Below are 21488 nucleotides of genomic sequence, written 5' to 3' on the forward strand. Positions count from 1 at the left end.
CAGGATGGCCGTGAGAATAACCGGAAAACAAATGGGTAAAGCTCTGCCATGGTAAAAGTTCGGGAAGACTATTCGATCAGCGGTGACGGCGAGGTCGATATAGACCGCTGCGTGCAGCACATCGCTGAACAGACTCATCTCGAGGACCCGGGTCAGCTTCGGAGGGCTTGTGAGAAAGCCGCCCAGATCGCCGTTCAGGCGTTCCGGGAAGACCGCTTGTGGGCGCCCGGTGCCAGCAGTTTCCGGACCGGTCTGGAAATGGCGCAGGTTTTGGCAGAGCTGCATCTTGATCAGGCCAGCCTGGTTGCCGCCGTGCTCTATCGGGCGGTGCGTGAAGAACGGGTGCCGCTTGAAGAGGTTCGCAAGGAATTCGGCGATGAAGTGGCGGGGCTGATTAACGGCGTGCAGCAGATGGCTGCGATTTCGTCCATCCATCATCCGCTCAAGGGCAATGTCCTGGGGCAGAGCGAAGGCCAGTTGGACAATGTCCGCAAGATGCTGGTCACCATGATTGATGACGTTCGGGTGGCGCTCATCAAACTGGCAGAGCGCACCTGCGCTATCCGCGCAGTGAAAGATGCGCCGGAAGAAAAACGCATGCGCGTGGCCCGGGAAGTCTTCGACATCTATGCTCCGTTGGCGCACAGGCTTGGTATCGGCCACATCAAATGGGAGCTGGAAGATCTCTCGTTCCGCTACTTGCATGGCTCCGCGTACAAGAAAATCGCCAAGTTGCTGGATGAGAAACGGCTGGACCGTGAAAGCTACATCCGCCGGGTGATTGATACCCTGCAAACCGAGCTCAAGGCTTCCGGTATCAAGGCCGAGCTCAGCGGGCGGGCCAAGCACATCTACAGTATCTGGCGGAAGATGCGTCGTAAGGGAATCGATTTTTCCCAGGTATACGATGTCCGTGCCGTGCGCATTCTGGTGCCGGAAGTGCGTGATTGCTATGGCGCGCTGGGGATTGTTCACACCCTGTGGCGCCACATTCCCAACGAGTTCGATGACTACATTGCCAACCCCAAGGAGAACGGTTATCAGTCGCTGCACACGGCGGTGATCGGCCCGGAAGGCAAGGTCATGGAGGTGCAGATTCGCACCCATGCCATGCATGAAGAAGCGGAACTGGGCGTATGTGCCCACTGGCTGTACAAGGGCACCGATACCAGGAACAAATCCACCGGCTACGACGCCAAGATCAACTGGTTGCGCCAGGTTCTGGAGTGGCAGGAGGAGCTGGGCGACATTTCCGGACTGGCGGATCATCTGAAATCAGACGTGGCCTCAGACCGGGTGTATGTGTTTACGCCGGAAGGCCATGTGGTAGACCTGCCCCAGGGCGCCACGCCGGTGGATTTTGCCTACCGGGTGCATACCGAAATTGGTCATGCCTGCCGGGGTGCCAGGGTGAACAGCCGCATCGTTCCGCTGACTTACCCGCTCAAGACCGGGGATCAGGTATTTATTCTGACTTCCAACAATCCGGCTCCCAGCAGGGACTGGCTCAACCCGAGCCTGGGCTATATTCAGACGTCCAGGGCCCGGGCGAAGGTTACACACTGGTTCAAACAGCAGAACCGTGACCGCAATGTCATTGACGGCCGCGCTATTCTGGAAGACGAGTTCAAGCGCCTGTCGCTGTTTGATGTGGAGCTGGAACAACTGGCGGCCAAGGTCAACTACCACAGCATTGATGATATGTTTGCCGCCATCGGGGCGGGAGATCTGCGGCCTACTCATGTGGCCAATGTGGCTCAGCAACTGTTGGAGCCCCGGTCTGAACAGCTGGATCTTAAGCTGACCCCGAACCGGAAAAAGCCCTACGACACTGAATCCGATATCCAGATACTTGGTGTTGGCAAGCTGAAAACTCAGGTGGCCAAGTGCTGCAAGCCGCTGCCCGGAGACCCGATCGGAGGCTATATCACCGTGGGCCGCGGCGTGACCGTGCATCGCCAGGACTGCCTCACGTTCCTGAATCTGCGGGAATTTGAACCGAACCGCATCATTGAAGTGAACTGGGGCGGGCAGCCGGCGGCGGTCTATCCAGTGGATATCGAAATCGAGGCCTACGATCGATCCGGTCTGCTGCGAGACATCACCCAGGTGCTGTCTTCGTCCCGCAGTGATGTGTTGTCTCTCAACACCGTGACCAACAAAGACGAAAACACGGCCACTATGCGGGTGACGGTGGAAATCTCCAGTCTGGAGCAGTTGGCGCGGCTGCTGGCCCAGATTCGGAACCTGCCGAACATCATCGACGTAAGGCGGAAACGCGGATGAGTTACAGCATCGAAGATCTGAAACACCTGATGGCCCGGCTCCGGGATCCGGACACCGGTTGCCCCTGGGACACCAAACAGACCTTTGCCAGCATCGTGCCTCACACGATTGAAGAAGCTTACGAAGTCGCTGACGCCATCGAGCAGGAGGATTTCCCACATCTGAAAGACGAACTGGGAGATCTTCTTTTCCAGGTCATCTTCTATGCCCGCATGGGAGAAGAAGCCGGCCACTTTGAGTTTGATGGCATTGTTGACCATCTGGTTCGCAAGCTGGTTCGGCGCCATCCCCACGTGTTTCCGGGGGGCACGCTGGAGAGTCGTATCGATCCGGATAATCGACCCGACGAAGCCTGGATCAAGGAAAGCTGGGAGCGCATCAAGGCCGAGGAGCGTGCTGAGAAGCCGGTGGCGGATACTCCGGCCAGCCGTCTGGACGGTATTGCCCGCACTCTGCCGGCCATGGCCCGGGCGGAAAAACTGCAACGGCGTGCGGCCCGGCATGGCTTCGACTGGCCGGATATCGGCCCGGTGTTCGACAAACTTCACGAAGAGATCGACGAGCTTAAGGAAGCCTGGCAAATGGCCGAGGCCGGTACCGGAGATCTGGATGCGGTTGAGGACGAGCTGGGTGACCTGCTGTTTGTTTGCGTAAATCTGGCACGTTTCCTGAAAGTAAATCCCGAGCAGGCCCTGAAGCGAACCAATCACAAGTTTGATGCCCGGTTCCGTGCCATTGAGCGGGTGCTGGAAAAAGAAGGTCGTAATCTGGATGAAGAAACCCTGGAAGCGCTGGATGCCGTGTGGCAGAGCGTGAAAGGGGTGGAAAAGGAGTAGGGAAGCGGAACTGGAAACTGTCACCGATAGGTACAATCCGTTACCAATTTTCCGTCACCGGCCTGTCATTCTTCGTCTACACTTCCGGGAACAGTCGCACTGAAAAAGTGCGTTGTGCCATCAAACAAGATGCAGGAGTGAAGGCACCATGAAGATCAAAGATCTGGTCAAGCACTGGGATAAACACGGCCGTGGAAGACTGACCCGGGACGCCGCCTATCTGTCTTTGGCTGACCAGCATCATGACCGCTTGCAGAAGCTTGCGGCATTGTATCCGATGAAGTCCACTCAGGATCTGATGCGGGATCTGATCTCCGCCGCTCTCGACGAGCTGGAAACCAGTTTCCCCTACGTTCAGGGTGAGAAGGTTGTGGCTTACGACGAGGATGGCTTTGAAATCTATGAGGACAAAGGCCTGACACCGCAATTCGTTGCCCTGAGCCAGAAACACATCAAGCGCCTCAAGGCCCGCCAGTTGGAGTCGGTTGCCTGACGGTTGCCAACACCCATTGCCATAGATTCTGTAACAACAACGCCGGGCTCAGCCCGGCGTTGTTGTTTGTATTACGACTTCTTCTGTTCTGCCAATCGATCTTTCAGCGGGCCCTGGCTGATCAGGTCGTCCAGAGCGGCGGCAATCATGTCGTTCAGGATCTCACTTTCGCTCCGGTCCGGGTAGAGTTCCGCCAGGGCCGCAATCCGTGCGGCATCTTCCAGAGGCAGGCGCAGGTTGTATTCATGGCTGCGCTCCTGGGCCTGTTTTTCCTTTTCCCAATGCTGGGGCAGATCGGTCACTTTCATGTCAGCTCCTGAGCGAAGTGGTTGAATCGTCAATAGACTTTCTGCGTTGCTCCCTAGTATCGTAAGTTTAGATTGTTTCCGTCAATTCAGAAGGAACCTGCCGTGACCGAACTGCACCCGGATCTTCGAGAAAACGTACGTTTGCTGGGCGATCTGCTTGGCCAGAGCATACTCCGATTCCCCGGACAGGACTGCTACGACCGCATTGAAGAAATCCGCGCCGCCGCCAAGGCTGACCGGCGCCAGGAAAGCGGTTCCGGACAACGCCTGGTGAAGCTCCTGGGCCAGCTCAGCGATGATGAGCTGTTACCGGTGACCCGAGCCTTTAACCAGTTCCTTAATCTTGCCAACCTGGCTGAGCAGTACCATGGAATTCGTCGCAAGCAGGGGCATCCGTCAGATCTGATGGTGGAATCCCTGGGGGACGTGTTTGATCGGCTGAAGTCCGGGGGGATAGACCCGCAAGAGTTGCATCGGAAGGTTGCAGATTTACGCATAGAGTTTGTGCTCACCGCGCACCCCACCGAAGTGGCCCGGCGTACATTGATCCTCAAGTACGATGAAATGTCCGATTGCCTGTCGAGGCTGGATCATGACGACCTGATGCCCGGTGAACGGGAGGAAATTGTTGACCGGTTGTCGCTGTTGATTGCCGAGGCCTGGCATACCGACGAGATTCGGCATGAAAGGCCGACCGCCGTGGACGAGGCCAAGTGGGGCTTCGCCGTTATCGAGAACAGTCTCTGGCAGGCGCTGCCGAAATTTCTCCGTAGCCTGGACACCTCGCTGTCGGAGGCGACCGGTCAGGGGCTTCCGTTGCAGGTGTCGCCGATCCGAATTGCCTCGTGGATGGGGGGAGACCGTGATGGCAACCCCAATGTCACCCACGAAGTGACCCGGGAAGTGTTTCTGCTTGGTCGCTGGATGGCCGCAGATCTCTATCTGCGCGATATCCAGGCGCTGAGAGCAGAGCTTTCCATGTGGCAGGCAAGCGATGAATTGCGGGCCGAGGTGGGAGATTCCCGGGAGCCGTATCGCCAGGTGCTGGCCCAGTTGAGGGAACGCCTGATCAAGACCCGGGACTGGGCCGAAGCCAGCGTCAAGGGCGAGCCGGCAGACGATTCGGGCATTCTGTTCGAGAATGAGGATCTCACCGGGCCGTTGGAATTGTGCTATCGCTCCCTGATGGAGTGCGGGCTGGAAGCCATTGCCAATGGTCCGCTGCTGGATACCATTCGCCGGGCGCACACCTTCGGCCTGCCACTGATCCGACTGGATATCCGCCAGGAGGCCTCACGCCACGCCGAGGCGGTGGCAGAGATGGTGAACTACCTGGGGTTGGGTGACTATCTGTCCTGGTCGGAACAGGAGCGCCAGGCGTTTCTGGTCAAGGAACTGAAGGGGCGGCGCCCCCTGGTGCCCCGGAATTGGCAACCCTCCGAGCCGGTGCGCGAGGTGCTGGCAACCTGCGAGGTGGTCGCTGGCCAGACACCGGAAGCCCTGGGTTCCTATGTGATTTCCATGGCCAGCAAGCCCTCGGACGTTTTAAACGTGATTTTGCTGCTGCGGGAAGCGGGGATGACTTTCCCCATGCGCGTTGTGCCGCTGTTCGAAACGTTGGATGATCTCAAGGGGGCTCCCGACAGTATGGCGGCCCTGTACGAGGTGGACTGGTATCGGGAATACTGCAGCGGGCGCCAGGAAGTGATGATCGGCTATTCAGACTCCTCGAAGGATGCCGGCCAGTTGATGGCGGCCTGGGCCCAGTACCAGGCCCAGGAGAAGCTGACCGAAGTGGCCAATCGGTATGGAGTGCATCTGACTCTGTTTCATGGCCGCGGCGGCACCGTAGGCCGGGGCGGTGGTCCGGCGAATCGGGCGATTCTGTCCCAGCCGCCGGGCTCGGTGAACGGCAGCTTCCGGATTACCGAGCAGGGCGAGATGATCCGCTTTAAATTTGGTCTGCCGAGGCTGGCGGTGCAGAGTCTGACCTTGTACACCACCGCGGTGATTGAGGCGACCCTGGCGCCACCACCTGTGCCAAAGGATGAGTGGCGCGAGGTGATGGACTGGCTGACCGAGCGTTCGCTGCGGTCCTACCGTGAGGTGGTCCGTGAGAATCCGGATTTTGTGCCTTACTTCCGCCAGGTCACACCGGAAACGGCTTTGGGTAAACTTGCCCTTGGCAGCCGGCCGGCCCGGCGCAAGGCCACAGGGGGCGTTGAAAGCCTGAGAGCCATTCCGTGGATTTTTGCCTGGACCCAGATGCGGTTGATGCTGCCCAGCTGGCTGGGCAGTGATGTTGCCCTCGAAGAGGCGGCCCAGGCGGACCGCCTGTCCGAGCTGCGGGAGATGATGCAGGGCTGGCCGTTCTTCCGCACCTACGTGGATATGCTGGAAATGGTCCTCGCCAAGGCAGATTTGCGTATTGCCAGCTATTACGAGCAGACCCTGGTTGAGGACGAGCACTTGCTGGCGCTTGGCCAGAGCCTGAGGCAGCGTTTGCAGGGCTGCATTGAGCGTCTGCTGGAGCTCAAACAGCAACAGACTCTGCTGGAGCAGGAGCCGGTGTTTGCCCATTCAATGAAAGTTCGGAATCCCTACACTGATCCGCTGCACTATTTGCAGGCAGAATTGCTCAGGCGTGACCGGGAAAGCGAGGGGGCAGGAAAGGTGCCGGAAATGGTCGAGAGGGCGCTGAAGGTGACCATGGCCGGAATTTCTGCCGGTATGCGAAATACCGGTTAAGGTGCATAATAAGGCCGGGGCCGGACAGCCCCGGCCCATTTGCTTTAAGGAGTTACCCCCGTTGGCATTGTCGGAGAGGCTTTCGCGTTTTCTGGCCCGCAAGGGCATTACCTACCAGCCACTGGAAACGGAGCCCGTTGCCAATCTGGACGCGGCGGTGCTTGCTTCGGGTAAACCCCAGCATGACTTTATCAAGGCGACCCTGCTGATCGATATCAATGGGGTGGTTATGGTGGTACACCGTTTTGACAGCACGCTTGATATGGATGCCGTGCACCAGTTCACCGGTCGGCGCCTGCAGCCGCTGACGGCGCGCCAGACTTCCCGGTTGTTCGGAGACTGTGACGCCGGATTCGTACCTCCGATCGGAGCCGCCTGGGAGCTGCCGGTTCTGGTGGATGAAGATGTAGTGACAGCCGAAAGTGTGATCTTCTCCGGCGGCACGGACCACAGCCTGGTTGAAATGGACGGCCGGGCCTTCCGCCTGGCTCAGGCTGGCGCCCGGCAGGGGCATCTGGTTATTCGTGGTCAGGGCGTGGAAGATCGCGAAGCCCTGACTCTGGAAGACGTGGCAGACAAACTGCAAAAGCTTTATCGGCTGCCGCCAATGCCGGCTCTGGCATTGCGAATCCTGCGGCTGACCGCCAACACAGAAGCGACGGCCAAAGAGCTGGCCGAGTTGATTGAATTTGACCCCAGTATGACCGCGCAGATCATGCGCTATGCCCGATCAGCGCTGTTCAACTACCCCGGCCAGATAAACTCTGTACAGGAAGCGGTCACCCGGGTCCTCGGCTTTGACCGGGTTGCCCACATTGCCTTGGGTATTGCCTCGGTGCGAGCGTTTGATGTGCCCCGCGGAGGCATGCTCGGCATGGACAATTTCTGGCGCCACTCGCTTTATTGCGCGTTCCTGTGCCAGAACCTCGCCGCCTATTCCGGCCGCGACAAGGGGCTCGCCTATCTGTGCGGATTGCTGCACAACTTCGGCTTGCTACTGGTGGGGCATCTGTTTCCATCGGAGTTTGAAGAGCTTAATGCTCTGCGGGAAATCAACCCGGAGGCAAGCATGCACTCGCTCGAGCAGGAAGTGTTTGGCCACAGTGAGCGCCAGGATATTCTGGCTGTTGGTCATGGTGCCATTGGCGGTATTCTGCACCGGCTGTGGCAGTTGCCGGAAGCCGTAATCAAAGCGGCCGGCATGCACCAGCACATCGGATACCATGGCGAGCACGAGGAATATGTCCAGATGGTGCAGCTGGCCAATGCCATGCTCAAGGAGCGTGGTATCGGTGACGAACTCAATCCTGACGACCTGCCGGCACTGGTTGAAAGCCTTGGGCTCCGGGCGGATGTGCTGGAACGGGTTCAGAGCGACATGGACCAGGTGGCTTCCGATCTGGACGTGTTGGCGTCTTCCCTCGCTTCCTGATTATTCCCAGCCCTGCACCGGCCGTTGAGGCTGCTGACAGCCAGGCTTTCGGACAATGATACGGAGGTCGACTTTCTCTGCCGGGTGTGAGTTCGTATAATGCTGCCTCGTTTTTGTGCGTGTGCGCCGGATACACGGTCCGGAGCCGTCGAGAGGTTGTCGCAAAGGCAGAGGTCTTTGCCATAACTTTTCAAACGATAATATAAAGCAATGGGAGCACAACGTTATGCGAATCATTATGTTAGGCGCGCCAGGCGCAGGTAAGGGCACCCAGGCCCAGTTTATTACCGAGCGTTTCGAGATCCCCCAGATCTCCACGGGTGATATGCTCCGCGCTGCGGTCAAAGCCGAATCCGAGCTGGGCCTGCAGGTTAAAGAGGTTATGGCGTCTGGTGGCCTGGTGTCTGATGACATCATCATTGCCCTGATTGAAGAGCGTATCCAGCAGCCAGATTGCAAGAACGGCTTCCTGCTGGATGGCTTCCCGCGCACCATTCCACAGGCTGAGGCCCTGAAAGACCAGGGTATCGCCATCGACTACGTAGTCGAAATCTCGGTTGAAGACGAAGAAATCGTCAGCCGCCTGTCTGGCCGTCGTGTACACGAGGGCAGTGGCCGCATCTACCACGTTAAATACGATCCGCCCAAGGTAGAAGGCAAAGACGATGAGACCGGCGAAGCGCTGATCCAGCGTGAAGACGACAAGGAAGAGACCGTTCGCAAGCGCCTCAAAATCTATCATGAGCAGACAGCGCCGCTGGTGGGCTTCTACCAGAGCTGGGCAGAGAAAGCCCCGGCCGATGCACCCAGGTATGTGCGCGTTGAAGGCGTTGGCAGCCTCGACAGCATTCGCGATCAGATTCTGTCCCAACTGAAGTGATCGAAACCGGCTCAGCCCAGGAGGCGTGATTCTGTGAAACTTCTGGCACTGGATACCTCATCCGAGGGCTGTTCCGCGGCACTCTGGCTGGATGGCCGGGTGACCGAGCGATTCGAGGTGGCTCCGCGGGGCCACACTCGCCTGTTAATGCCCATGGTTCGCGAATTGTGCGCGGAGCAGGGCCTGTCCCCAACCGATCTCGATGCGCTGGCGTTCGCCCGGGGCCCAGGCTCTTTCACCGGGCTGCGGATTGCAACCGGTGTAGTCCAGGGATTGGCCTGGGGGCTGGATATCCCCGTGGTTCCAGTGTCGTCCCTGGCGGCGGTGGCGCTCGCGGCGATCGAAACGCACGCCCTGCAGGAGGGTGATTGCATTGCGGTGGCCTTTGACGCCCGCATGGGGGAGGTTTACTGGGGCGTGTTCCGCTGTGAGGCGGGGCTTCCAGTGTTGCTGAGCGAGGAGCGGGTCTGCCCGCCTGACGCGGTGACTCTGCCACCGGATGCCGGTGGCAACTGGTACGGCGCCGGTCAGGGCTGGACCCTGAAAGAGCAGATGCCCGGTGAACTCGTTGAACGCCTCGCAGCCATTGACGATACGTTGTTGCCGGCAGCGGCTCAGGTGGCGAAGCTGGCCGAACAGGGAATGTCGAACGGGCAGGCGGTGCCAGCAGAGCAGGCACAACCGGTGTATATCCGGGACGAAGTGGCCTGGAAGAAGTTGCCCGGTCGGGAGTGAACCCCGCTCCAACCGCCGTCTTTGCATTCTGCACCAGATCCTCCATAATGCGATGACGACTCTGAATCCTCACCCCGGTGGTGCGTTATGATTGGCGGCATCAATCCCTCAAATCCTTCGTTGTACCAGGCGGGTAATAACTCCCCGGCCCGGGAACGCACGGATGTATTCCGCACCCCGGCGGCGGACCCCCAGGCACTTGCCACGGGTGATGTTCGCAACCAGCTCAATACCGCCCGTCAGGATCGGGATACCGCCCCCGGTAATCCGGCACAGCCCGGTGGTACCGGCCCGGAACTGGACAGCCGGCGTGTCGAAGCCCGGCGCGCGGCGGAAGATGCCCGGCTTGAACGTTTCCGCGCAGATGAATTGCCGCTTCCTGCCGCCCGCGCGCTGTCGGCTTTTGCCGGCGTTGCCGCTGCCGGACAGGAGTTTGAGAGCGGCAGCGTGCTGAGCGGAATTGATATTCTGGTCTGATGCCGTCGCCTTCCTCTCACACCGAGCTTCCGGATTCCTCGTCTCTCCGTCACATCCTGGCCGTTGCTCATAGCCCCGTGGCTGAACCGGGCGTAGCCCGTACGCTGGCCACCGAGCTGGGGCTTGACTGGCTGGGCGTGGTCGCCCCCAAACAGGTTCGGGACTACGGTCTTCTATTGTTCATGGACGAGCATGGGCTGGCGTTACAACAAACCGGTAAAGGTGCGCCCGGGCCAGTCAGGGCGGAATTTGTCAGTGGCAAGATGGGCTACCGGCGCGAGCACGGTGGTGGCGCTGGCCAGTTGGTGGCGCGCGCCGTGGGTATGCAGAAAACCCGCGCTCCGTTGCAGGTGCTTGATGCCACCGCCGGCCTCGGCCAGGACGCCTTTGTACTGGCCTCCCTGGGGTGCCAGATGACACTGTTCGAGCGTAACCCGATCATTCATGCCCTGTTGGCCGATGGCCTGTACCGGGCTAGCCTGAATGAGGCTTGTGCACCGATTGTGGCGCGAATGACGCTGCACTCTGGCAACTCACTGGACTGGATGAACCAGGCAGGACCCGAAGCCGTCGATGTGGTCTATCTGGACCCGATGTTTCCGCATCGGGACAAGTCTGCGCTGGTCAAGAAGGAAATGCAGGTGTTCCGGCAGGTGGTGGGTGATGATGACGACGCCAGCCAGCTACTGGAGGCCGCGCTCGGCTGTGCCCGCTATCGGGTGGTGGTCAAACGCCCCCGCAAGGCACCCGCGATCGCCGGACCGGAGCCGGCTGCACGGGTTGAGGGTAAAAGCAGTCGCTACGACATCTATCCGATCCGGGCGCTGCCGGCCTGACAGTGCCGCAGCGATCTGTCAGGCGTCGAGCATGGTGACCTGCTGGATCGCCTGGCGTTTCTCCACGCTCAGAACCAGACGGGCGTCTTCAGCCACTTCATCCAGACCCTCGCCATAGCACAGCCGGCCGTCTTCATCGGTTGTGAGAACGCCGTTTTTCTGCATATTGGCGATGAAGTTCCGGAACAGGGTCTTGTCAAAGAACTCCGGTGCGTTCAGGCCGAACAGAATCGACATCCTTTCCGCCAGCAAGGTGCTCTGTTCTTCCAGCTCCGCCGCCGTCAGGTTGCCGGAGCCATATTTTCTGAGTATGCCCAGGGTGATGTGGTAGCGTTCCAGGGTCTGGATGATGAAGCGGGACAGGATCCGCGACCGCAGCATCGCCTCGGTACCTTCCTCTGGCCGTCCCAGGCGTTCATCGTCGAGCCTGATCAGCAGGCCCTGATCCACCAGCACGTCAATCCACTGATTGATCACCGCGTCTACCTTTTCCTGGTCATACTGCAGGAACAGCTCTGACTGCAGGTAGGGATAGGCGACGCCGGTGAGGAAAACGATCTTTTCCCGGCTCAGGCTGGCCTTGTTCTCGAACAGGCTGGCAATGAGGGCTGGCAGAGCAAACAGATGCTGGATGTTGTTCCGGTAGTAAGTCATCAGGATGGCGTTCGAGCCCTCCAGGGCAATAATGTCGCCCAGTTTCTGGGGCTGACGGGTAATCAGCCCCATGTTCTCGCAATAGGCAATCCAGTCCCGGCCGCTGCCCTCGGGCAGGGTAATGGTTTCGGCATAGGGATAGGCGCGGAGCAGGTCAGCATACTTGTCCAGCAGGCGGATCAGCTGGCCCTCATCCATCGCCAGCCGCTCGGTACCCAGCAGAACGGTGGCCGTCATGCCAATCGGGTTCACGGCCACCGAGGCGTTGATGTTGCTGGCCACACGCTGGGACAGATTATCAACGGCCTGGTTCAGCCAGGACGGGCGGTATTCGGTGTCATAGGCTTCGTGGCGCCAGCTTTCGTGAACGTCGTCCAGTACCTTGTCCAGATGGATCGGATCACCGAAGTTGACGGCAACGCGGCCAAACGAGTTGGTCAGTTTGCGAGCGGTCTTGGCGAGACCGAAAATGCTTTCTTTCTGTTTCTTTTTCCCGCGCAGCTCGCCGAGGTAGGAGCGCCCTTCCATGACTTTCTCGTAGCCGATGTACACCGGTACAAAAACGATGGGCTTGCGGTGATCCCGCAGGAAGCTTCGCACGGTCATTGACAGCATGCCCGGGCGCGGAGGCAGCATGCGGCCGGTCCGGGAGCGGCCACCCTCGACAAAATACTCCACCGAGTAGCCCCGGGTGAACATCACATGCATGTACTCGTTGAACACCGTGGCGTAAAGCGGGTTGTCCTTGAAGCTGCGGCGCATGAAAAACGCGCCACCACGTCGCAGGATTGGTCCCACGATGGGCATGTTCAGGTTAATGCCTGCCGCAATGTGGGGCGGCATCAGGCCGTTTTTGTAGAGCACATAGGACAGCAGCAGGTAGTCGATGTGGGAGCGGTGGCAGGGTACGTAGACCACAGCGTTGTCCTGTGCCGCTTCCTTGGCTACCCCAATGTTGTGGATGGCAATGCCGTTGTAGATCCGGTTCCAGAGCCAGGCCAATACCAGTTCCAGGAAGCGAATAGTGACAATCGACATGCTGGCGGCGATCTCGTCGGCGTATTTGTAGGCCTTGGCGCGGACCTTCTCCGGCGGGATATCATCCTTCGCAGCAGTCTCACGGATGGCTTCCTTGACCGCCTGGGTGCGTACCAGCCCCTCCACCAGGGTGCGTCGATGCGACAAATCCGGCCCCAGCACCGCCTGGCGTACACGACGGAAGTGGGTTCGCAGAATTCGCGCCAGCTTGCGGTTGGCCTTCTGCTCGTTGTCGCGATACTCGTCCACCACCTGCCTGAGTGACAGCGGCTGGTTGAACTGCACGTAGGTGTTGCGACCATGCACAAGAATAATCAGAAATTTCTGCAGGCGGCCCGCCACCGACCAGGTGTCTGAGAGCAGTAGCTTGACTAGGGACTTTTCCTTGTCGGGTGATCGGCCCCAGAACAGCGAGACGGGCACAATCTGGACGTCCTGATCCGGATGTTCCAGCCCGAAGTGGACCAGATCAGTAAATTCCCGGGTAGGCACCGGCTTGTGCCGGCCGCCCCGAAACAGGCCGCCAATGCGTTTGTAAAGGAAGAAAAACGAATGCGAGGGCCCGTTTTTGACCGGCAAGGTATCTGTGGCTCCCGGCAACCGGGCCCGGATGACTTCCTGCTCCAGCACCAGACGGCTCGACAGTGAGCTGTACTGGAGCACGTAACAGACGGGCTTGTCCGGGTCCAGCCCGAGGGCTTCCAGGGTATTGCCACTGACATCAGTCCTGACCCATAAAAACAGGATCTTTCGGAAAAGAGACAGGATCAGGCTGCGAATGCCCTGATAAAGTCGCATAAACGGTTACTCCGGTCCTGGAAACAGGCGCCAAGTTTAACGGGTTGGGGCGGTAGCGGAAAGTCGCGCACCAATTCTTGGTGATGAATGTGATGTGGTACATTTCGGGACTGGTATACAGGCAGCAGGAAAGACAGGGCATGGCAGACAACAAGGCACAGTGGACACCCGGGTGGAGCGAGGCTTTGCCGAAGCAGGGCGATCTGCTGCTGGCATTCTCAGGCAACAGTATTCTGAAGCCGGCTGATGGCTGGTTCCTTCGCTGGGGTGGCCCGGAAATGGGTGGAAGCCGACCGGAGGCGCTGTCCCTGGGCACCTGGGAGGGCCGCCCTCTGTATGTCACTATGCTGCCGGACACGGGTGTGCCGGGCATGCAGACGCTGTCCCTGCGTGAGGCCATGCTGCTCACGCCCGAGGCGCCGGCGGATCTGCTCAGCACCGGTTATCAGGTCTGGCAGTGGTGGCAGGACCATCGTTACTGCGGCCGCTGTGGAGACAAAACCGGAGCCCATCCCCGCGAACGGGCACGCTGGTGCAACCGGTGCGGCATCCCCTGGTACCCGCGCATTGCCCCTTGCATCATTACCGTCATTCGCCGGGACGACCGCCTCCTGCTGGCAAAATCCGCGCGGGTTACCCGTAATTTTTACAGTCTGATCGCCGGTTTTGTCGAGCCGGACGAGAATCTGGAGCAGGCGGTAGCCCGGGAGGTGATGGAGGAAACCGGTTTGGCGGTGACCAATATCCGCTACCAGGGCTCGCAGCCCTGGCCATTTCCTCATCAATTGATGCTGGGCTTTTTTGCCGACTACGAGAGTGGCGAATTGCGGTTGCAGGAAGATGAGCTGGCGGATGCCGGCTGGTTTACCGTGGATGAACATCCTCCGGTTCCGCCGGAAACCACCATAGCAGGGCGATTAATCAACGCCCTGAAAGCAGAGATTGCTGCCGGCAATGGTGGTATCCACCATGATTGACCGTCGCCCAAGGGTGCTGGTGTTTGACTCCGGGGTGGGTGGCCTGAGTGTCGCCGCCTGTATCCACCAGACGTTGCCCGGTGCGGAGCTTGTTTACCTGGCTGATAATGCCGGCTTTCCATATGGCGACAAGCCCGAACAGGTGGTGATCGAGCGCTGTTGCACGCTTATACGGCAGTGCCTGGCCCGGTTCCCCTGTGATGTGGTGGTGGTGGCCTGCAATACCGCCAGCACCGTTGTCTTGCCCGAGCTCAGGGCCGCCATTGATGTGCCGGTGGTGGGGGTGGTGCCGGCGGTCAAACCGGCCGCAGCCTGTTCCGCCAATCGCCGCATTGGCCTTCTGGCGACGCCGGCAACCGTCAAACGCCCGTATCTGGATGATCTGATTCAGGAGTTTGCCCGGGATTGTAAGGTATTCCGCCTTGGCCATCCGGCCCTGGTGCGCTGGGCAGAGGAACTGGTCGGTGGCTCAGCGCCGAATCAGGTGGAGGTGGATGAGGCCATGGTGCCGCTGCGGGATGCCGGTGTCGACACGGTGGTTCTGGGCTGTACCCATTACCCGTTACTGTTGCCCTGGTTGCGCAAGGCGTTACCGGAGGTGATGCACTGGGTGGAATCTGGCGAGGCGATTGCCCGCCGCGTGGCCTGGTGGCTCGATCAGGCGGGGCAGTTGGCCGGTGCGCAGACGCCACCGGGCCACTCCGGGCCGGTGGTGATCAGCGCCTGCTTTTCCGGTGATGCGCCGGATGATCTTGGCCCGTTCATGTCGGAAATGGGCATCCCGGTGGGGCTGGTGGCCGGCCACTGGCCCGGCGTTACAGTAACCGGGTCAGTTTGAACATGGCGAGGAACTCCAGAGCTGGAATAGCCCGCTTGTGGCAGCAGTAGGTTTTGAAGCCATCGCCGCGGAAACGTGATTTGGTGAACTCCAGCCCCTTGAAGTTGTACAGGAAGTTTCCTTTCTCATAGATGCCGTGGAGCATCTTCTTGAGCAGCCGGCTTTCCTGGTGCTCCGTGGCTTTGTCCAGGGACAGAGGTATCAGGCCCAGGTCCAGAAACGGCACACCCTCGGCCTTGAACACGTCCATGGCGTGGGCCATCAGGGTATAGAAAATGCCCTGCCGGAAATCCGCGTTGGCCCGGGAGATGTTGGGCACATAACTGATGATTTCGTTATTGCGATAGATCGGGTCGAAGTAGATAAAGCCGACGGCTTTGCCATCCTGATAGGCGTAGAAATGCCGTTCGTTTTCCCGATAATCCATTTCCATCGGGCGAATCAGGAAACGGATTTCGTTGCTCTTGCATTTTCGGGTGCGAATCCAGGCTTCCGAGATTTCCCGGGTGTGATCATCACTGAAGCGCTCTTTCACCGTGATCCCGTTCTTTTCGGCCTGGTTCAGGGCGGTTCTCAGAATCTGCTTTTTCTTGCCGCTGAGGGACCATTTGCGCAGGTCGATGCGGGATTCGCTGCCAAACTGGGTGCCGTAGAGCCCGAAGCGTAGATGCAGGAAATCCACCACCGGTTTGGAGACCTGGATGTAGCAGGCATTCGGGAACTTCTGGTGAAAGCGTTCCAGAATCACCGGGAAGTTCTCGGGTGCGCAAACCGGGTCTGACAGCACAAAGGTGCCGCCCCATTTGCGCATGTAGGCCACGTAGCCCATCCCTTCAACATCGAAGTACTGCATGCCCGGCTGCAGAGTCGAGAAGGATTGTGAGTGCACGCCGAACTGCTTGAGGTAGTTCACCCGCTCTGAAAACGTAAACTGTCCGTCGGTGAGTCCGTGGGTACGGTCCAGTGCAAGAATCTGGTCTGACATGATGACGCTCCCGATAACCTGTTGTTATTTTTGGTGTCAGGGGTTCAGGCCTGTTTTCGGCCGAGGATGGACCAGTAGCAGTCCATGTTCAGAAGCTTGAAGTGCTTCTTCTCGGTTACCTGCAGGCCCAGGCGCTGCATGTGCTCGGGGTAGTTGTAGATCTTGTGGAAGGCGTTGTTGGCAAACAGCCAGAAAATGAACACTGCCATGTACCAGTAGAGTTTCTTGAACATGCGGGACAGGATGTTGCCCGTCGGGTAGCAGAAGTCTCCGACAACCACTCTGGCATCGGCCTTGCCCAGGCGGATCAGGTGCTCCAGCACCTTGACCATCATGTCTTCGTCAAACACATTCAGGAAGAAGTTGGCGACCACCATGTCGTACTGCTCGAATTCATCGACCTTCATGATGTCGCTGTGGATGCGGCGAATGGTCAGGTGAGGCGCTTCTTTATGCTGGGCATCGGCGAATTTGCGCAGCATGGTCTCGGACAGATCGACCACCGTTACCTCCGCTCCCAGCTCTGCGGCTCGGATAGCGTCCCGGCCGTGGCCGACACCGGCAAACAGAATGCGGTCTCCGGGTTTTACCGTTTCCACATCCAGCATCGCGGTCTTGCAGCGATGGATGTTCTTGCCGCTGTAGAGGTTGCTGAGAAAGTCGTAGACGGGGCCAATATACTTGTACTTGTCGCGCATGATGACTGCTGCCTTCTTCTTGTTCCCTGGTTGTCCGCCACCGTTATTGTGATTGTTGCTCCGACAGCCTGTCGGACATTCCGGTGATCGGTTACTGATAAACCGAGCTTAGAGAAGGGGTAGGTTGAAAGATGTGCAGTACTGCGCATTTCCGGATACACAAAGTAACGTAAGGATACACTTTGCAAACCGGGTCAATGTTTTGGTTCTGAGTGTCAGACAATCGATAATCGTTTTAACCGGTATATGCGAAGGCCAGCCCATCTTTGGCCAGCAACCGTGTAATGTCGGCGGCGGGTCGGGCGGGGCCGTAGAAGAAGCCCTGAACCTGGTGACAGCCGAGGCTTTTCAGGTACGCAAGTTGGTCGTCGGTTTCCACACCTTCGGCCACAATCTCGAGTTTCAGGCCGTGAGCCATGGCGATAATGGCGTTGACGATGCAGGCTCCGTCTTCCCCACTGCGTATGGCTTTAACAAAGGACTGGTCCACTTTCAGAGTGTGAATCGGTAGACGGTGCAGGTAATTGAGCGAGGAATAGCCGGTACCGAAATCGTCGATGGCGATGCGCACGCCGGTGGCGGCCAGCTCCTTGAGCTTGCGGCTGATCTGTTCAAGATCATTCATGATCACATTTTCTGTGATTTCGATTTCCAGGTTATCGGCGGGGAAGTTGTGGGCGGCCACCCGGTTCATCAGGGTTTCGACGAATCTGGGGTGCTCCACCTGGCTGGGGGAGAGGTTAACCGCCAGGCGCAGGTCGGAATGTCCACTGCTGATCCAGCGGCCCACGTCGCGGCAGGCCTGATCGATAACCTGTTCACTGAGTTTGCCAACCAGCCGGGTTTCTTCTGCCAGGGGCAGGAAATCCCCGGGGTAGAGCAGTCCCCGTTCCGGGTGCTGCCAGCGCACCAGGGCCTCCAGGCCCACCACCCGGTTGGAACGGGAGCATACCTGAGGCTGGTAAAACACCCGGAGCTCGTTGCGTTCCAGTGCCAGGCGAAGATCCCGCTCCAGGCTCAGCCGGTTGGCGGTGTTGATGCTCATGCTGTCGGAATAGAAGCGATAGCCATCCTTACCCCGCGCTTTCACGTGGTACATGGCAATATCGGCGTTCTGTATCAGCAGATCCATGGTCTCGCCGGCTTCCGGGAACACTGAAATCCCGATGCTGACCCCCACAAAGACCTCGTGGTCCCCCAGTTGGAACGGCGCTTTCAGAGCGTGGATCAGTTTACGGGCGATGTTCCTTGCGTCGTCATGGCCGTGAATGCTCGGCAATAACAGGGTGAATTCATCGCCCCCGAATCGGGACAAGGTGTCTCCGCGGCGCAGGCACTTTTCCAGTCGATGCGTGACCGCCTGCAACAGGCGATCTCCCATGGCGTGTCCGAGCGTGTCGTTAACCACCTTGAAGCGGTCCAGGTCCAGAAACATCACGGCCAGTTTCTGCTGGCTGCGCCGTGCATGGGTGATGGCCAGTTCAAGCCGGTCTTTGAACAGAGCCCGGTTCGGCAGCCGGGTCAGCAGGTCGTGGTAAGCCTGGAAATTGATGAAGGCCTCGGCCTCCTTACGCTCGGTGACATCGCGGGCGATACCATAATACCGCGCAGGCTGACCGGTGCAGCCGCCCTGGGTTTTGCCGGTCTGGGGCCAGGTTTGCGGGTCTACCGGAAAGGCGGTGATCTCGAAATGCCGGGTGGCCTTGCGGCTGCCCCGGGTTTTCAGGCGGACCTCCAGCACCCGGGGATTATCGGCAGAGATATTAGGGCCCTGCAGAGCATAGGTGCCACGGGCCACGTCCCGGTCATCCAGTATATGGCGGAAATGCTGCCCGCAGAGCTCTGAGGGCTGATAGCCGAGCAGGCTTTCGACCTTGTTGTTGATGAAGCAGATATGCCCGGTTTCATCGAGCATAAACACGATGTCCGGCGAGCTGTTGACGATATAGCGGTGCAGGGCCTCGGATTTCTCCAGCCGGGACTGAACCATCTCATGGGCACGAATAAGCGACTGCTTGCCCAGAACCCCTTCCACAGTCGCCAGCAATTCTTCCGGGTCAAAGGGTTTACGGATGTAATCCAGTGCGCCTCGGCGCAGGGCCCGACTGACGGTGCTGAAAGACGACTCTCCGCTGACCACAATGACACCGCAATCAGGCTGCAGCCGGCCGGTTTCTGCCATTACCTGGAAACCGTCCAACTCTGGCATGTTCAGATCCAGCAGGGCCAGATCAAAGGCTTGCCGGTGAAGCTGTTCACAGGCCTGTCGCCCACCGTGGGCTTCTGACACCTCAAAACCCCGGCTCCGGAGGAGGTCGGCCAGGGTTTTGAGCAGGCGTGGCTCGTCGTCTGCCACCAGGATACTGGGGCGTCGTGAAAGGCTGGAGGACTCTGTGGTCTGTTCGCTTGCCATGGCTGTGTGTCCGTGGTTTCGTCGTCAGTCGGTGTCGTTATCGTTATGACTTGCCGCCGGCAGCAGTATCCGGAAGGCCGTGCCCTCCTGGCCGGTGTGGCAAGCAATGATGCCCTCCATGTCATCAATCAGTTGTTTAACAATGCTCAGCCCCAGGCCGCTATGGCCATCTCCCTTGGTGCTGTTGACCGGTTCAAACAGTCGGCGTTGCAATGGCTCCGGAATGCCGGGACCGTTATCGGTGACCTGCAACTCAACCCAGCGACGTCGGTTCTGAAACAGGGGTGCCGTGGTTTTCAGAGTGACGGTTCCGGGCCGCTCTCCAAAACCCTCAACTGCGTTTCTGACCAGATTAAGGACGATCTGGCGGACCGCAGAGGGGGCTGCCTGTACTTGAGTGTCCGCTTTGCAGAGGTGCAGGTGAAGCTCTCGGTGATCGTCATGGAACAGACTGTCCCGAAGGATTCTGCCCAGACCGGTCAGTTCTTCGTTCAGATCGGTGTCGGAGCCTGTTGCTTCGGCAGCGTGCTGGCTGATCTGCAACAACAGGTTGCCGGCACGCTCGAGTTCTTCCTGAATGATGTTCAGCTCATCCTGAACATCTGGATCCTCGAGCCTGCTGCGCAGCTGGAACAGGTACTGCCGGATAATTGTGAGCGGGTTACTGACCTCATGTACCTGTCGGCGCAGACGGTCGTTCACCATTTGCTGGTCCGAGCCAAGGCGATCGGCAGATGACAGCTTGAGAACCGCTGAGAGTTCCCGGGTGAACAACTCTCCGAGGTTGCGCGCACCCGCCACTGTCTGGTCGTCAATGCCAATCACGAACACACTGTCCCCGGTGGCAACGGGGAGCGCCAGCAGTGAGGGTGCGGCCAGCAGGGAGCACAGCTGTTGATCAAGCACGGTGGGTTCGGCCTGATCCATGGTTGTGGTGGTGCCGGTTCTCAGAGCAGTGGTTAGCGCACTGTCGCCGTAAGTAGGATTAACAGACATCTCGGGCAGTTGCCGGCAGGTGCCTGAGCGCAGCGTAAGATCCTCACCCTCCCGGCTGAAGCAGAGCACGGGGAGACCGGTGATCAGTGCCAGGCTGCTGGCGGCTTCCGACACCAGTGTGGAGAGGTTTTCCGGGCCAGAGGCTGGCAACGCCAGCGCGGTTCGCACCATGGTGTGTTCCAGCAGCCGCTGGTTCAACTGACGTCTGGCCTCGCGGGCATCGTAGTCAGTATCCAGAGGGATACCGAGGGATGCGGCCACGCTGGCAACCTCTTCGCCGATCTTCTTGTTGATCTCACGGGTCAGATCTTCCTGCAATCCGAAGATGGTGGCCGCTGCCCCTACGCCTACGGCATCAGACAGAGCGAGCCGGGTAGAGAGACTGACCACCTTGACCAGGTGCCCTGCATCCCTCAGTTGTCCTGGCAGGGCCTGTTGATAGCGCATGGCATCGACAGCCATTGTGCCCAGCCCCCAGGAGGACACAAGCCCGGCGGCGATGTCGTTCTGCTGGTTCAGTATCTGTTGCTTGCGTTCGGGGCAAGGTGTTTTGATCGCAATGAGCTCGCCAATGTTATGCATCATCCCCAGAAGAAAGGCTTCTTCCGGTTCCGGGTAGCGGGTCAGCGTAGCCAGCGTCTTGGCCGTCAGTGCGGTGGTCAGGGAGTGCCGCCAGAAGTCCCTCAGTTGTTGCCACTCGTCGCCTCCAAGTTCAAACATCAGCTGTCGCAGCGCGGACGTCAGTAGCAGCGTCTGGAATTTTCGGGTCCCCAGTCTCAACAGGGCCTGTTCAACAGAATGGCTGGGAGCTCCCCGTTGGTATAGCGCGGAGCTGGTGAGGGCGAGTAACCGGGTAACGAGGGCGGTGTCGGCAGAAACGATACGACTGATTTCGCGATAGCTTTGACCGGAATGGCAGGCGTCCAGAGCGCGCAGGATAACCTCCGGAAGGCTCGGCAGCTGTAGATCTGACGCAATATCCGTCGCTGTAGTCATGGCACGCCCCTTTGGTCCTGCGCGGTCCGCTAATGGCCGTGCGCAAGCTTCCCTGTTCTGTATT

17 protein-coding genes are annotated in these 21488 nt (G+C 59.1%); 11 read left to right on the top strand and 6 right to left on the bottom strand.

Annotated features, from left to right (window positions below):
• Positions 1–48 precede the first annotated feature (48 nt).
• The 3 genes from relA (at position 49) to B3Y70_RS14460 (ending at position 3615) form a co-directional block, all read left to right on the top strand.
• Positions 49–2286, top strand: coding sequence for a GTP diphosphokinase (gene relA / locus B3Y70_RS14450; protein ID WP_288589984.1), 2238 nt, complete (start codon positions 49–51; stop codon positions 2284–2286).
• Entirely contained in the window at positions 2283–3122 is an 840-nt protein-coding gene (mazG, locus tag B3Y70_RS14455; protein ID WP_023007929.1) for a nucleoside triphosphate pyrophosphohydrolase, read from the top strand. Before relA ends, mazG begins: the two co-directional genes overlap by 4 nt.
• A gap of 148 nt (positions 3123–3270) precedes the next feature.
• Positions 3271–3615 (top strand): hypothetical protein, encoded by a 345-nt coding sequence (locus tag B3Y70_RS14460; RefSeq protein WP_011785703.1) that lies wholly within the window; start codon positions 3271–3273, stop codon positions 3613–3615.
• Between the two features lie 71 nt (positions 3616–3686).
• Here the strand turns inward: B3Y70_RS14460 and B3Y70_RS14465 are convergent, their stop codons facing one another.
• Entirely contained in the window at positions 3687–3923 is a 237-nt protein-coding gene (locus tag B3Y70_RS14465) for a hypothetical protein (RefSeq protein ID WP_199453796.1), read from the bottom strand.
• Between the two features lie 102 nt (positions 3924–4025).
• On the opposite strand from B3Y70_RS14465, the gene ppc reads away from it, so the two are divergent.
• The 6 genes from ppc (at position 4026) to B3Y70_RS14495 (ending at position 11031) form a co-directional block, all read left to right on the top strand.
• Positions 4026–6671 carry a phosphoenolpyruvate carboxylase gene (gene ppc / locus B3Y70_RS14470; protein ID WP_153741221.1) on the top strand — a complete coding sequence of 882 codons (2646 nt, stop codon included), beginning with the start codon at positions 4026–4028 and terminating at the stop codon, positions 6669–6671.
• A 61-nt stretch (positions 6672–6732) separates the two neighbouring features.
• Positions 6733–8103: an HDOD domain-containing protein gene (locus B3Y70_RS14475; RefSeq protein ID WP_286895006.1), complete on the top strand. Its 1371-nt coding sequence runs from the start codon at positions 6733–6735 to the stop codon at positions 8101–8103.
• A gap of 226 nt (positions 8104–8329) precedes the next feature.
• The gene (adk, locus tag B3Y70_RS14480) at positions 8330–8983 is read left to right on the top strand and encodes an adenylate kinase (protein ID WP_011785699.1); all 654 of its coding nucleotides are present in this window, start codon (positions 8330–8332) and stop codon (positions 8981–8983) included.
• A gap of 33 nt (positions 8984–9016) precedes the next feature.
• Positions 9017–9718 carry a tRNA (adenosine(37)-N6)-threonylcarbamoyltransferase complex dimerization subunit type 1 TsaB gene (gene tsaB, locus B3Y70_RS14485; protein WP_286895009.1) on the top strand — a complete coding sequence of 234 codons (702 nt, stop codon included), beginning with the start codon at positions 9017–9019 and terminating at the stop codon, positions 9716–9718.
• Between the two features lie 87 nt (positions 9719–9805).
• Positions 9806–10195 carry a UDP pyrophosphate phosphatase gene (locus tag B3Y70_RS14490; RefSeq protein WP_273030342.1) on the top strand — a complete coding sequence of 130 codons (390 nt, stop codon included), beginning with the start codon at positions 9806–9808 and terminating at the stop codon, positions 10193–10195.
• Positions 10195–11031 (top strand): class I SAM-dependent methyltransferase, encoded by an 837-nt coding sequence (locus B3Y70_RS14495; RefSeq protein ID WP_273030340.1) that lies wholly within the window; start codon positions 10195–10197, stop codon positions 11029–11031. The genes B3Y70_RS14490 and B3Y70_RS14495 overlap by 1 nt, the downstream gene beginning before the upstream one ends.
• Before the next feature lie 18 nt (positions 11032–11049).
• Here the strand turns inward: B3Y70_RS14495 and plsB are convergent, their stop codons facing one another.
• Positions 11050–13521: a glycerol-3-phosphate 1-O-acyltransferase PlsB gene (plsB, locus tag B3Y70_RS14500; RefSeq protein WP_288589985.1), complete on the bottom strand. Its 2472-nt coding sequence runs from the start codon at positions 13519–13521 to the stop codon at positions 11050–11052.
• Positions 13522–13661: 140 nt separating this feature from the next.
• Between plsB and nudC the strand changes: the two genes are divergently transcribed.
• Both nudC and murI read left to right on the top strand, forming a co-directional pair.
• Positions 13662–14498 carry an NAD(+) diphosphatase gene (gene nudC / locus B3Y70_RS14505; protein WP_286895013.1) on the top strand — a complete coding sequence of 279 codons (837 nt, stop codon included), beginning with the start codon at positions 13662–13664 and terminating at the stop codon, positions 14496–14498.
• Positions 14491–15336 (top strand): glutamate racemase, encoded by an 846-nt coding sequence (gene murI, locus B3Y70_RS14510; protein WP_278350023.1) that lies wholly within the window; start codon positions 14491–14493, stop codon positions 15334–15336. The genes nudC and murI overlap by 8 nt, the downstream gene beginning before the upstream one ends.
• On the opposite strand, the gene B3Y70_RS14515 is transcribed toward murI, so the two are convergent.
• The 4 genes from B3Y70_RS14515 to B3Y70_RS14530 all read right to left on the bottom strand — a co-directional run bounded on the left by B3Y70_RS14515 (position 15314) and on the right by B3Y70_RS14530 (position 21424).
• A complete protein-coding gene (locus tag B3Y70_RS14515; protein WP_199453776.1) occupies positions 15314–16321 on the bottom strand; it encodes a DUF2156 domain-containing protein in 1008 nt (335 codons plus the stop codon). The two genes, murI and B3Y70_RS14515, sit on opposite strands and share 23 nt — an antisense overlap.
• 44 nt (positions 16322–16365) lie before the next feature.
• Positions 16366–17019 carry a class I SAM-dependent methyltransferase gene (locus tag B3Y70_RS14520; protein WP_011785691.1) on the bottom strand — a complete coding sequence of 218 codons (654 nt, stop codon included), beginning with the start codon at positions 17017–17019 and terminating at the stop codon, positions 16366–16368.
• A gap of 235 nt (positions 17020–17254) precedes the next feature.
• Entirely contained in the window at positions 17255–19432 is a 2178-nt protein-coding gene (locus B3Y70_RS14525) for a putative bifunctional diguanylate cyclase/phosphodiesterase (RefSeq protein ID WP_011785690.1), read from the bottom strand.
• 24 nt (positions 19433–19456) lie between these two features.
• A complete protein-coding gene (locus B3Y70_RS14530; protein ID WP_273030330.1) occupies positions 19457–21424 on the bottom strand; it encodes an HDOD domain-containing protein in 1968 nt (655 codons plus the stop codon).
• Between the last annotated feature and the right edge of the window lie 64 nt (positions 21425–21488).

The sequence above is a fragment of the Marinobacter sp. UBA5687 genome, assembly GCF_002420325.1.
GTDB lineage: Bacteria > Pseudomonadota > Gammaproteobacteria > Pseudomonadales > Oleiphilaceae > Marinobacter > Marinobacter nauticus.